General features: G+C 71.8%; 14 protein-coding genes. 9 read left to right on the top strand and 5 right to left on the bottom strand.

Going from position 1 to position 12065, the window contains the following annotated elements; all coding sequences use genetic code 11:
* Window positions 1-32 precede the first annotated feature (32 nt).
* From rpmH to P3T37_RS19890, 9 genes are all read left to right on the top strand, one after another.
* Window positions 33-170 carry a 50S ribosomal protein L34 gene (rpmH, locus tag P3T37_RS19930; RefSeq protein ID WP_035799375.1) on the top strand — a complete coding sequence of 46 codons (138 nt, stop codon included), beginning with the start codon at window positions 33-35 and terminating at the stop codon, window positions 168-170.
* A gap of 19 nt (window positions 171-189) precedes the next feature.
* The gene (rnpA, locus tag P3T37_RS19925) at window positions 190-624 is read left to right on the top strand and encodes a ribonuclease P protein component (protein WP_280725083.1); all 435 of its coding nucleotides are present in this window, start codon (window positions 190-192) and stop codon (window positions 622-624) included.
* Complete coding sequence (gene yidD, locus P3T37_RS19920) at window positions 621-1022, top strand: membrane protein insertion efficiency factor YidD (RefSeq protein WP_280725082.1); 402 nt, start codon at window positions 621-623, stop codon at window positions 1020-1022. The genes rnpA and yidD overlap by 4 nt, the downstream gene beginning before the upstream one ends.
* A 3-nt stretch (window positions 1023-1025) precedes the next feature.
* A complete protein-coding gene (yidC, locus tag P3T37_RS19915; protein ID WP_280725081.1) occupies window positions 1026-2201 on the top strand; it encodes a membrane protein insertase YidC in 1176 nt (391 codons plus the stop codon).
* Window positions 2202-2370: 169 nt separating this feature from the next.
* Complete coding sequence (locus P3T37_RS19910) at window positions 2371-2841, top strand: R3H domain-containing nucleic acid-binding protein (RefSeq protein ID WP_280725206.1); 471 nt, start codon at window positions 2371-2373, stop codon at window positions 2839-2841.
* 151 nt (window positions 2842-2992) lie between these two features.
* On the top strand, window positions 2993-3763 hold the full coding sequence (rsmG, locus tag P3T37_RS19905) for a 16S rRNA (guanine(527)-N(7))-methyltransferase RsmG (RefSeq protein ID WP_280725080.1): 771 nt from the start codon (window positions 2993-2995) through the stop codon (window positions 3761-3763).
* A 223-nt stretch (window positions 3764-3986) separates the two neighbouring features.
* Complete coding sequence (locus P3T37_RS19900; RefSeq protein WP_280725205.1) at window positions 3987-4970, top strand: ParA family protein; 984 nt, start codon at window positions 3987-3989, stop codon at window positions 4968-4970.
* Window positions 4967-6076 carry a ParB/RepB/Spo0J family partition protein gene (locus P3T37_RS19895; protein WP_280725079.1) on the top strand — a complete coding sequence of 370 codons (1110 nt, stop codon included), beginning with the start codon at window positions 4967-4969 and terminating at the stop codon, window positions 6074-6076. Before P3T37_RS19900 ends, P3T37_RS19895 begins: the two co-directional genes overlap by 4 nt.
* A gap of 135 nt (window positions 6077-6211) precedes the next feature.
* Complete coding sequence (locus P3T37_RS19890) at window positions 6212-6829, top strand: GNAT family N-acetyltransferase (protein ID WP_280725078.1); 618 nt, start codon at window positions 6212-6214, stop codon at window positions 6827-6829.
* 80 nt (window positions 6830-6909) lie between these two features.
* On the opposite strand, the gene trxA is transcribed toward P3T37_RS19890, so the two are convergent.
* From trxA to P3T37_RS19865, 5 genes are all read right to left on the bottom strand, one after another.
* Window positions 6910-7242: a thioredoxin gene (gene trxA, locus P3T37_RS19885; RefSeq protein WP_280725077.1), complete on the bottom strand. Its 333-nt coding sequence runs from the start codon at window positions 7240-7242 to the stop codon at window positions 6910-6912.
* A gap of 105 nt (window positions 7243-7347) precedes the next feature.
* Entirely contained in the window at window positions 7348-8316 is a 969-nt protein-coding gene (gene trxB, locus P3T37_RS19880; RefSeq protein ID WP_280725076.1) for a thioredoxin-disulfide reductase, read from the bottom strand.
* 135 nt (window positions 8317-8451) lie between these two features.
* Complete coding sequence (locus P3T37_RS19875; protein WP_280725075.1) at window positions 8452-9381, bottom strand: zf-HC2 domain-containing protein; 930 nt, start codon at window positions 9379-9381, stop codon at window positions 8452-8454.
* Window positions 9378-10103 (bottom strand): RNA polymerase sigma factor SigM, encoded by a 726-nt coding sequence (sigM, locus tag P3T37_RS19870; RefSeq protein WP_280725074.1) that lies wholly within the window; start codon window positions 10101-10103, stop codon window positions 9378-9380. The genes P3T37_RS19875 and sigM overlap by 4 nt, the downstream gene beginning before the upstream one ends.
* Before the next feature lie 58 nt (window positions 10104-10161).
* On the bottom strand, window positions 10162-12021 hold the full coding sequence (locus tag P3T37_RS19865) for a protein kinase family protein (protein ID WP_280725073.1): 1860 nt from the start codon (window positions 12019-12021) through the stop codon (window positions 10162-10164).
* Between the last annotated feature and the right edge of the window lie 44 nt (window positions 12022-12065).

Raw genomic sequence — 12065 nt, 5'->3', positions numbered from 1 at the left:
GTCATCCTACGATTCACCCCAGGAGCCCCCGAGTGAGCAAGCGCACCTTCCAGCCGAACAACCGTCGTCGCGCCAAGACCCACGGCTTCCGGCTGCGGATGCGTACCCGCGCCGGCCGCGCCATCCTGGCGACCCGCCGTGCCAAGGGCCGCACCAACATCTCCGCCTGATCCGCGTCCAGGGTCTCCAGTGCTGCCCCCCGAGAATCGGCTGCGGCGGCGCCAGGACTTCGCGACCGCGGTCAAACGCGGACGCCGGGCCGGCCGGCCGCTTCTGGTCGTCCATCTCAGACGAGAGGACGAGCCTGCGGCGCAGGTCGCCGGGGACAGCGACTCCCACCCGCACGTCGCCGAGGGGACACCCTCGGCGCGTGCGGGTTTCGTCGTGAGCAAGGCGGTCGGACCGGCCGTGGTGCGCAACGTCGTGAAGCGTCGCCTGCGTCACCTTGTCCGGGACCGTCTGGCGCAGTTTCCCGCAGGTAGCCTGATAGTGGTACGCGCGTTGCCCCCGGCTGGGGCGGCTTCGTACCTGGATCTTGAACATGACCTGGATGCGGCGCTTCGGCGGTTGCTCCGCACGGAGCCCGGCCCCTCAGGGGTCCCGGCGACAGGATCAGGGCGATGAAGTACCTGCTGATGGGACTGATCAGGGCCTACCAGTGGACGATCAGTCCACTGCTCGGTCCGGTCTGTCGTTATTACCCGTCGTGCTCGCACTACGGGTACGACGCCGTGCGGGTGCACGGCGCCGTGAAGGGCAGTGCTCTCACCGCGTGGCGCATCCTGCGCTGCAACCCCTGGTCCCCCGGCGGTGTGGACCACGTACCGCCGCGCAAGCGTCCCGTTTGGCACCAGCGGCTCCGCGCCCTGGTGCAGCCCAGGACCGGCACCGCCGTGCGCCCGGAGCCCGCAGGCTCCCCGTCCGACGAACCGGTCACCACAGGCTCGACGGCTGCTGGTCAGACGTCGGTAGGCCCGATGTCCGCAAGCCTGACGACCAAGCCCAATGCCCAAGGAGTCTGACCGGTGACCTGGTCCTTCCTGAATCCCCTGTACACCGCTGTGTCCTGGATCATCGTCCAGTTCCACTCGCTGTACAGCCACGTCTTCCCGGCCGACAGCGGTTGGGCCTGGGGTCTGGCCATCGCCTCGATGGTCGTTGTGATCCGGATCTGCCTGATCCCGCTCTTCGTGAAGCAGATCAAGTCGACCCGGGCCATGCAGGCTATCCAGCCGAAGATGAAGGCCATCCAGGAGCGCTACAAGAACGACAAGCAGCGCCAGTCCGAAGAGATGATGAAGCTCTACAAGGAGGCGGGTACCAACCCCTTCTCGAGCTGCCTTCCGATCCTGGTGCAGATGCCGTTCTTCACGGCTCTCTACGGCGTGCTGAGCCATGTCGCGCACAACCAGCCGATCGGCGTCATCAAGGGCAGCGTGCTGGCCAGTGCCCACAGCGCGCACATCTTCGGTGCGCCGCTGTCGGCGACCTTCGTGAACAGCGGCGAGGTCAGCGTCAAGGTCGTCACGGGCGTGATGATCGTCCTGATGTCGCTGTCGCAGTTCATCACCCAGCGCCAGCTGATGACCAAGAACATGGACCTCACGGTCAAGACGCCGTTCATGCAGCAGCAGAAGATGCTGATGTACGTCTTCCCGTTCATGTTCGCGATCATGGGCATCAACTTCCCGGTCGGTGTGCTGGTCTACTGGCTGACCACCAACGTCTGGTCGATGGGTCAGCAGCTGGTCGTCATCCACAACAACCCGACGCCGGGCAGCAAGGCCTGGGACGAGCGTCAGGCCCGCCTGAAGGCGGCCGGCCGGTTGAACCCGGACGGCACCGTGATCAAGGGCGCCGGCGTGTTCGGCCTCTTCGGCGGGGGCAAGGCCGCTGCGCAGCAGCAGGCCGCGGCCGCCGTCGCGGAGTCGGTGCAGGTCCGTCGCCAGCAGCCGCGCAAGCAGACCAAGTCGCAGCGCCAGCAGGTGCACACCGGCGCCAAGGTCGGCCTGTCCAAGGACGAGGAACCGCAGGACGAGGCTCCCGAGGACGCCGTGCCCTCGGCGCAGGGAGCGGGCAAGACCGCGTCCTCGTCCGGCACCAAGCGCCCGGCGGCCAAGCAGGGCAGCGGATCGGCGAAGCGGGGCCCCCAGCAGGGCGGTCAGCCGCAGAGCGGTCAGCGGCCGAAGAAGAAGTCCTGATCCGCTGAGCCCGGGCTGCTGATCCGGACCTCTCCCTGATCTTCGTTCTCGGCCCGTACCTCTGGGCCCCATCTCCGAAGGAGTCCCTCCCGTGACGGAAGGCACCACCTCCGCCGTCGATGCCGGCCAGAGCGTCGATGCCGTCGATGTCGCCGACTCGGCCGACAACCTGCTCGCTGGTCTGGAGCAGGAGGGCGAGATCGCGGCCGACTACCTGGAAGGCCTGCTGGACATCGCCGACCTCGACGGCGACATCGACATGGATGTGGAGGGCGATCGTGCCCTGGTGTCCATCGTGGGTGACGGCGACGACCGGACGCTGCTGCGGCTGGTCGGGCAGGACGGCGAGGTCCTGGAGGCGCTCCAGGAGCTGACTCGGCTGGCCGTGCACCGCGAGACCGGGGAGCGCAGCCGGCTGATGCTGGACATCGCGGGCTTCCGGGCGCGCAAGCGCACCGAGCTGGCGGAGCTGGGCGCCCAGGCGGCGGAGCAGGCGAAGAGCACCGGCGAGCCGGTCAAGCTTCGGCCGATGACCCCGTTCGAGCGCAAGGTCGTTCACGACGCCGTGGCCGCGGCCGGACTGCGCAGCGAGTCGGAGGGCGAGGAGCCCCAGCGCTGCGTTGTCGTTCTGGCGGATTGAGAACCGTCTGCGGGCTCAGCCCTCGACCGACCCCGTCCGCTTCGTGCGGGCGGGGTCGTCGTTCCTGGGGCGGGTCCGAGTTGGCGGGGGATGTTTCACGTGAAACGGTGCTGAAGGCGGGTCGGTGGAGACGGTGAGCGGAGAAGCTGAGATGGCGACGGACAGTGCGGCGGCCGAGGGTGTGCCGGAGGGGCTCTCCGAGGCACCGCAGGCGGCCCGGGAGATCTTCGGTGAGCAGTTCTCGGCTGCGGAGCGCTACGCCGAGCTGCTGGCGACCTCGGGGGTTCAGCGCGGGCTGATCGGGCCGCGCGAGGTGCCGCGGCTCTGGGACCGCCACGTGCTCAACTGCGCGGTGCTGGCCGAGCTGCTCCCGCCCGGTGCCACGCTGTGCGATGTCGGGTCGGGCGCCGGCCTGCCCGGGATCCCGGTGGCGCTGGCGCGTCCGGACGTCTCGGTGACGCTGCTGGAGCCGCTGCTGCGGCGCACCACCTTCCTGGAGGAGGTCGTGCGGGAGCTGGGTCTGGAGAACGTCACCGTGCTGCGGGGGCGGGCCGAGGAGATGATCGGCAAGATCGCGGTGGAGATCGTCACCGCGCGGGCGGTGGCGCCGCTGGACCGGTTGGCCGGCTGGGGGCTGCCGCTGCTGCGCCCGTACGGGCAGATGCTGGCGCTCAAGGGCGACAGCGCCGAGCAGGAGCTCGCCGACTCGCGCGCGGCGCTCAGCAGGCTGGGTGCGGTGGAGTGGGCGGTGATCCCGGTGGGGGAGAGCGCGCTCGGTGCCGCGACCCGAGTGGTGCAGGTGAAGGTCGGCGAGAGCCCGGGCGGCGTCAAGGCGGCGACCCGGCGGGCCAAGGCGGCCAGGGCGGGCCGGGTGGCCCGCCCGGCCGACGGCGGCCGGGCTGCCGGACGTCGCCGACGCTGAGAACGCCTGACGAGGAGGCCCGGGTCGCATGCCGCGACCCGGGCCTCTTGTTGTGTTCGGAGTGTCGCACCGTCAGATTTGCGACATAGCGGGCATCGTGTTTCACGTGAAACGTCGCTCCCTGCTTTCCGGAATCCTTGGTCGCAGCCGGGCGGTGACTGTTGCCGCTCCGGTTTCACGTGAAACACTGACCCCCATGCAGGACTCGGAGACCATCGGCCAGATCGATGACACCCCCATCGGGAGGGCGGCGCAGGCCGCCGTCCGTGCCATGGGGAGGGCGGGCGAGGGACTGCCGCGGCCGCCGGCGACCCGCGTGATCGTGGTGGCCAACCAGAAGGGCGGGGTGGGGAAGACCACCAGCACCGTGAACATGGCGGCCTCGCTGGCCCTGCACGGCCTGCGTGTCCTGGTGATCGACCTCGACCCGCAGGGCAACGCCTCCACCGCCTTGGGCATCGACCACCACGCCGAGGTGCCGTCGATCTACGACGTCCTGGTCGAGGGCAAGCCGATGGCCGACGTGGTCCAGCCGGTGGTGGACGTCGAGGGGCTGTTCTGCGTCCCGGCCACCATCGACCTGGCCGGCGCGGAGATCGAGCTGGTCTCGCTGGTGGCCCGGGAGAGCCGGCTGCAGCGGGCGATCGCCGCCTACGAGCAGCCGCTCGACTACATCCTGATCGACTGTCCGCCCTCGCTCGGCCTGTTGACGGTCAACGCGCTGGTGGCCGGCCAGGAGGTGCTGATCCCGATCCAGTGCGAGTACTACGCACTGGAGGGCCTGGGACAGCTGCTGCGCAACGTCGAGCTGGTGCGGGCGCACCTGAACCCCACGCTGCACGTCTCGACCATTCTGCTCACCATGTACGACGCCCGGACCAGGCTGGCCGCCCAGGTCGCGGAGGAGGTGCGCAACCACTTCGCCGCGGAGGTGTTGCGCACCGCCATCCCGCGCTCGGTCCGGATCTCCGAGGCACCGAGTTACGGTCAGACCGTGCTCACCTACGACCCGGGCTCCACCGGCGCGCTCTCCTACCTGGAGGCCGCCCGCGAGCTGGCGCTGCGGGCGGTGGGCCTGGAGACTCCGCCCAGCGCGGTGGAGCAGGCGGCCGCAGACGCTCTCGGCGCGGTGGGCAAGCACCGGCACACGATCGGCGCGCAGTCGGCGCCGATGGCACAGCACAGCACGATGGAGGGCAACCGGTGAGTGGTCGCAGGGGTCTGGGACGAGGGCTTGGAGCGCTGATCCCGCCGGGCAGCGCGCCGGGGACGGCGGGCGGGGCGGCGACGATGGCTCCGGCGCGGTCCGCTGAGGTGGGGGCGGGCCTGCCCACCGGCGCGCTGCTGCCCACCGGGGCGGTGTCGCCCAGCGCGGTGCCGGTGCTGCCCTCGGGGCGCGGCACGGTCGCGGCCAAGGCGGCGGAGAGCGCCCGAGAGGCGGTCGAGGCCGCCTCCGAGCTGGCGCCGGTCGAGGGAGCGCGCTTCGCCGAACTCCCGCTGGACAGCATCACGCCGAACCCGCGTCAGCCTCGGGACGTCTTCGACGAGGACAAGCTGGCCGAGCTGGTCGCCTCCATCAAGGAGGTGGGCCTGCTGCAGCCGGTGGTGGTGCGTCAGGTCGGGCCCGAGCGGTTCGAGCTGATCATGGGTGAGCGCCGGTGGCGGGCCTCCCGCGAGGCGGGCCTGGAGCAGATCCCCGCGATCGTCCGGGCCACCGAGGACGACAAGCTTCTGCTGGACGCGTTGCTGGAGAACCTGCACCGGGCGGAGCTGAACCCGCTGGAGGAGGCGAACGCCTACGAGCAGCTGCTGACCGACTTCTCCTGCACCCATGACGAGCTGGCCGACCGGATCGGGCGCTCGCGCTCGCACGTCTCCAACACGCTGCGGTTGCTGCGGCTGTCTGCCACCGTGCAGCGGCGGGTCGCGGCGGGCGTGCTGACGGCCGGCCACGCGCGGGCGCTGCTGGGCGTCGTGGACGGCGAGCGGCAGGACGAGCTGGCCCGGCGGATCATCGCGGAGGGCCTCTCGGTGCGGACCACCGAGGAGATCGTCGCACTGCTGGACCAGGACGAGAGGCCGCAGCGCCCGGTCGGCCCGAAGGCCGGCAAGCTGCTCTCCCCGGCCTTCAACGATCTGGCCGGCCGGCTCTCCGACCGCTTCGACACCCGGGTCAAGGTCGAGGTCTCCCAGCGCAACGGGAAGCTCGGCAAGGGCAAGGTCGTTCTGGAGTTCGCGTCGGTCGAGGATCTCAACCGGATCCTGGACAGCCTGGCGCCGGGGGACGACGGGCTGCGGCTCTCCCCGAGCTGAGGGCTTCCAGGCCGAGCGCTGTGGGTGCATGTTTCACGTGAAACATGCACCCACAGTTGTCTGTGCCGAGCTTTCACGGATGGGTCCTTGGGCGTGGGGGTCCCGGGGTAGGAACCGATCGAGGAGGTGTGGTGGATGGGACGCAGAATCGCCCCGCTGACGCTGGACAACCTGGCCGACCTGACGGAGCCCTGCCGCTCCTGCGTGTTCTGGGAGCTTGACCCGGTGCGGGGTCGGGAGGCGGTCGAGGCGGGGAAGCCCGAGCTGGAGAAGGAGGGCTGGATCTCCGCCGTGCTGCTGGAGTGGGGCTCCTGCGGGCGGATCGTCTATGTGGACGAGGAGCCGGCCGGGTTCGTGCTCTACGCTCCGCCCGCCTATGTGCCGCGCTCGCAGTCCTTCCCGACGAGCCCGGTCTCGCCGGACGCCGTTCAGCTGATGATCAGTCGGGTGCTGCCCGGGCACCAGCATCAGGGGCTGGGCCGGGTGCTGGTGCAGACCGTGGCGAAGGACCTGCTGGGACGCGGCTTCCGGGCGATCGAGGCCTTCGGGGTGGCCGGTGTCGACCAGCCGACCTGTCTGCTGCCGGCCGACCATCTGCTGGCGGTGGGCTTCAAGACGGTCCGCCCGCACCACCGCTACCCCCGGCTGCGGCTGGAGGCCCGTTCCACGCTCTCCTGGAAGGGCGATGTCGAGGGGGCGCTGGAGCGGCTGCTCGGGGGAGCGCGCAAGGAGCCGGCGCTGCGGCCGTTCTGAGGCGCCGAAGAACGCGGGGAGGCGGGGTCCGCATGCGGACCCCGCCTCCCCGCGTTCGCCCCGGATCGGGGCGCGCTGCCTCAGAGCGTGATGATGCCGTCGAGGTCGCGCAGGATCATGCCCTTGGGACGGGCGCCGACGATGGTCTTCACGACCTCACCGCCCTGGTACACGTTGAGCGTCGGGATGGAGATGACCGCGTACTTGGCCGGGATCTCCGGGTTCTCGTCTATGTTGATCTTGGCGATGGTGAGCTGGTCACCGTACTCGGCGGCGATCGCCTCCAGAACCGGGGCGACCTGCTTGCACGGGCCGCACCAGGGGGCCCAGAAGTCGACCAGAACGGGCTTCTCGCTCTGGAGGACCGCCGCGTCGAAGGTCTCGTCGGTCACGGTGATGATGGCGTCGGACACGGGAACTCCTAAAGGTCGCATTCAGCGAGTGGGTAACGGGGGAAGTGCGGGTGGTGCTGTTTCACGTGAAACAGCACCACCGGGAGACGGTCGGCGTCGACCAGGTCAGACCGCGACCTCGGCGGTGGCCTTCGTCGCCTGGTCGGCCAGGTGCGCCAGGTAGCGCTCGGCGTCCAGCGCGGCGGAGCAGCCGGTGCCGGCGGCGGTGATCGCCTGGCGGTAGGTGTGGTCGACCACGTCACCCGCGCCGAAGACGCCGGTGAGGTTGGTCCGGGTCGAGGGGGCGTCGACCTTGAGGTAGCCCTCGGCGTCCAGCTCCAGCTGGCCGGTGAAGAGCTCGGTGCGCGGGTCGTGGCCGATGGCGATGAAGAGGCCGGTGACCGGGAGCTCGCGCAGCTCGCCGGTGGTGGTGTCGCGCAGGGTCACGCCGGTCAGCTTGGGGTCGCCGTGGATGGCCTCGACCGCGCTGTCCCATGCGAAGGAGATCTTCGGGTCGGCGAAGGCACGCTCCTGCATGGCCTTGGAGGCCCGCAGGCTGTCGCGGCGGTGGATGACCGTGACGCTCCGGGCGAAGCGCGAGAGGAAGGTGGCCTCCTCCAGGGCGGTGTCGCCGCCGCCGACCACGGCGATGTCCTGGTCGCGGAAGAAGAAGCCGTCGCAGGTGGCGCACCAGGAGACGCCGCGCCCGGAGAGCGCGTCCTCACGGGGCAGGCCGAGCTTGCGGTGCTGCGAACCGGTGGTGACGATCACCGCGTGGGCGCGGTGGACGACGCCCTCGGAGTCCGTGACGGTCTTGATGTCGCCGGTGAGGTCGACCGCGACGATGTCGTCCGGGATCAGCTCGGCGCCGAACCGCTCGGCCTGCGCCCGCATGCCGTCCATCAGCTCGGGGCCCATGATGCCGTCCCGGAAGCCGGGGAAGTTCTCGACCTCGGTGGTGTTCATGAGCGCACCGCCGGCCGTTACCGCACCCTCGAAGACGAGGGGGTTCAGGGAGGCTCGCGCGGTGTAGAGCGCGGCCGTGTACCCTGCCGGGCCGGAGCCGATGATGATCACGTTACGGACGTCGCTCACTGCATCTCCTGGTTCGCATCGCGACCCGCGCTAGCGGGGAGGGGTGGCGGTCCTGCTCCGCCGCCCGGGACAACGACTCACCAGTGTCCCGCATTCCCCAGCCCCGCTGCACCAGGCGCCCACCTCACGAACGCCTTACGGCGCTGCGACGGTCTGGTGCAGTTCGACGGTGGCGGGGGCGGCGGGGGTGTGCAGGTTGCAGCCCGCGTCGAGCAGGTAGACGTCCAGGCGGCCGGGGTCGGCGGCGAGCGGGAAGACGTAGACGTCCACCGGGGTGCTGCCATAGCGGCCGTGGCCGACGGCGATCGGTGTGTCGCCGGCGTGGCTGCCGACGGCGGCCTGGACGCAGCCGGGGAGCCGGTCCGCGGGGGCGGGGGCGGGGGAGGCGTCGGGGTTCTGGCCGGTGGCGCGCGGGACGCTCTTGGCCGTGCCGGCCGCCGAGGGCTGGGCCGCCACCAGCTGCTGGATCTGGGCAGGGAGCTGGTCCGCGCTGAAGACCGGTCCGCCGACCGCCGCCGGCGACTCGGCGGGCCGCAGCGCAGCGCTGCTGGTGCTGCTCGTGGCGGTGTCGACCGTGCCGCCGTGCGAGCCGGAGTCGACCAGCACGGCCCCCAGCCCGAGAACGGCCAGGCATCCGGCGGCGGCCAGCAGCAGCCGGGCCCGGCGGCGCAAGCCCGAGCGCGCGGACTGCCCGGGACGTGCGCGGTCGGTACGGGTGGGCGGTGCGGCGGCCGGGGACCGGGTGGCCCGGGGCTTGGCCGCGGCTGCCTCGCGCGGACGAGGGGCGGCGGCCTCGGCGGCCAGCGCGGCGTCGATCCGCAGCGCGACGTCCGCGGGCATGGCCGGCGGCTCGTCGGCGCCGAGCAGCTCGGTCAGGTCGGTGAGGGCTGCGAGCGTGTCGGCGCACTGCGGGCAGCCGTCCAGGTGCGCGCGAACGGCGGCGGCCTCGGCCGGAGAGAGCAGCTCCTCGTGCAGATCCGCCAGCTGGTCCAGGTCCGGGTGGCCGGCGGACGGCCGGCCGGTGGACGAGTGGTCCGTGGAAGGGTCGGGTGCCTGGTGCGTCATCGGGGCGTCGCGTCTCCTTCCAGGCTCAGCTCGTGGACGGGGATGCCGGGATCCCCGGATGGGACGGAGCCGGAGCCCGTTGGGTTCCCCGGTGGTCGCGGACGGGTGGATGTTTCACGTGAAACATCGCCGCCGCGCAGATGGCGCACGAGCGGCAGCAGCCGGGCGCGGCCGCGGGCGCAGCGGCTCTTGACCGTGCCGACCGGCACGCCGAGCACCTCGGCCGCCTCGGCGACGGGGTAGCCCTGCATGTCCACCAGGACTATCGCGGCCCGCTGGTCGACGGGGAGCGTGTCGAGCGCGCTCGCCAGCTCGCGGCGCAGCTCCTGGCGGACGACCAGGGCGTCGGTGGGCTCGGCGCTGCCGACCAGGCTGTCGAGCTGCTGCGGGTCATCGTCCAGCGAGCCGGTGCGGCGGGTGGCCGTCCGGCGGGCGCGGTCCAGGCAGGCGTTGACCACGATCCGGTGCAGCCAGGTGGTGACGGCGGAGCGGCCCTGGAAGGTGTGCGCGGCGCGGAAGGCGGAGACCAGGGCGTCCTGGAGGGCGTCTGCGGCCTCCTCGCGGTCGCCCAGGGTACGCACGGCCACGGCCCAGAGGCGGTCGCGATGGCGCGCCACCAGCACGCCGAAGGCGGCCTGGTCGCCGCCGACGTGACGGGCCAGGAGCTCCGCGTCGGTCGTCTCGGCGGCCTCGGACAGCTGCTGTCGCGTCGGCTCGGCCATCTGCTGTCCCCTCTCTGCCGCTCTCGCCGTTCGGCTGCGCACGGTGGGCCTCAGGTGCTCAGCCGGCGACCTTGATCTCCGCGACCTCGCCCCGGTAGGTGCCGGCCCCATCATTGGGGAGGCTGGTCAGCCAGATCAAGAGGTAGCGGGTACGAACCGGTGCGGGGGGCCGGAAGTCGGCGGTGGAGCCGGTGCTGCTGGCGATCGCGTTGCCGAAGTCGCTCAGCTGGGTGGGCGCGGTCGCGCCGGAGCCGGTGGGTACCCGCAGTTCGGCGGTGGTGTCGCCGCCCGCGAACTGGACCTGGACCGAGCTGACCGAGGTGGTCGCGCCGAGATCCACGAGCAGGCCGGTGCCGTGTCCGATGGTGGTGAGGTTCTGGAGGTAGCCCTGGGTCTGCCAGAAGGTGGCGGGGTTGTTGTCGTAGGTGAGCGGCAGTTGATCCGCGTGCATCGGACCGTCGCCCAGCGGGTTGAACGAGGTGACGCCGGCGATCGTCACCGGCTTCGGCGGGGCCGCCGAGACGGACGGGCTGGGCGAGCCGGCGACGCCGCTGACGCCCAGGGCCTGCTTCTCGCTGCCGCCGCTGTTGCCCAGCTGGCTGGCGAGGTGCCAGGAGCCGTAGCCGATCGCGGCGAGCAGGGTGACCGAGAGCGTCCACTTGAGCAGCCGCCTGGCCCGGCGGCGCGGTGCGGGCCGCGCGGGGAACCGCTCCTGGTGCACCGGCGCGGGCGCGGGAGCGGGCTGGGCGAGCGGGGGACGCGGCTCGCGGCTGGTCCGCCCGGCCACCGGCTCCGGCACCGAGTAGCGCGGCGCGGCGAGGCCGGGCAGAGCGGGATCGGGCACCGGCTGGCGGATCTTGGGCAGCAGCGCGATGGCCTTGGTCAGCTCGGCCGGGGTGGTGATCGGCTCCAGGTGGTGCGGCGGCGGGTCGCACAGGATCCGTGCGGCGAGGTCGGACAGGCCGCGGTGGATGCCGGCGCGGACCTGGTCGGGCGGGACGCAGCCGAGGCTCTTGGGCAGCCCCTGAAGGTCGTAGCGGTCCTCGGGGTAGGGCCAGCGGTGGGTCAGCGAGGCGTACAGCAGCACGCCGATCGCCCGGGTGTCCACCAGCTCGGCGTCCTCCTCGGGCAGCCCGCGCAGGGCGGCGTCCACGGCGACGCCGTTGATCCGGTACTGGCCGGTGTCGGTGCGCAGCACGCAGCGCGGGGTGAGCCGCAGGTGGGAGCGGCCGCTGCGGTGTGCGGCGGCGACCGCCTCGGCCACCTGGCGGACCATCTGGTACGCGTCGTACGGCTCCATCGGGCCGGTGGCGAGGAGCGTGGCCAGGTCGGTTGCGCCGGGCAGCCACTCCCGGATCACGTAGACCAGGTCGCCCTCCTGGACCGCGTCCAGGACCTGGACGAAGCGCGGGTCGCCGAGCAGGGCGGCGGACCGGGCGGCGGCCAGCACGTCCTTGGCCCGGCGGTGACCGGCGGCCAGCAGGTGGACGCCGACGGCGCGGCGCAGCTTCTCGTCGACCGCGCGCCAGCTGCTGAAGACCTCGGACTGCGAGGTGCACTCCTCCAGCCGGTAGCGGTCGGCGATCTTGTCGCCGCTGTGCCGCTGCGGCACCGGGAGGTCGTCGGGGAGCTCGTCCGCGACGACCGCCACATCCGCCGCGTCAGCGGCGTCTGCCGCGTCCGCGACGTCCTCGGAGTCGACGGGATCAGCGGAGTCCTCCGCGTCCTCGGAGTCCACGGGATCAGCGGCCTCCTGCGGATCGTCGTCGACCTCGTCAGCGTCCTCATCGGCGAGGGCGGCCGCGGCCGCCCGGCTGGTCAGCTCGGCGGCGATCTCGGAGGCGGAGAGCGGCGCTGTCGTCTCGGCTTCCTCCTCGGCCGCTGACGTGTCGACGACTGCCTTGGTGCCATCAGCCACCGTCGTCCTGCCTCCCCTTGTATCGCCCGGTCCGGTGCCCCCTG

The sequence above is a fragment of the Kitasatospora sp. MAA4 genome, from assembly GCF_029893355.1.
In the GTDB taxonomy this organism is placed as follows: domain Bacteria; phylum Actinomycetota; class Actinomycetes; order Streptomycetales; family Streptomycetaceae; genus Kitasatospora.
This window is presented reverse-complemented; position numbering and strand designations above follow the sequence as displayed.

What these genes read in the sequence shown, in the direction of transcription:
- P3T37_RS19875 (WP_280725075.1), bottom strand. Translation starts at nt 9,381, where the DNA reads ATGACGCACCAGGCACCCGACCCTTCCACGGACCACTCGTCCACCGGC.
- yidD (WP_280725082.1), top strand. Translation starts at nt 621, where the DNA reads ATGAAGTACCTGCTGATGGGACTGATCAGGGCCTACCAGTGGACGATC.
- sigM (WP_280725074.1), bottom strand. Translation starts at nt 10,103, where the DNA reads ATGGCCGAGCCGACGCGACAGCAGCTGTCCGAGGCCGCCGAGACGACC.
- rsmG (WP_280725080.1), top strand. Translation starts at nt 2,993, where the DNA reads ATGGCGACGGACAGTGCGGCGGCCGAGGGTGTGCCGGAGGGGCTCTCC.
- P3T37_RS19890 (WP_280725078.1), top strand. Translation starts at nt 6,212, where the DNA reads ATGGGACGCAGAATCGCCCCGCTGACGCTGGACAACCTGGCCGACCTG.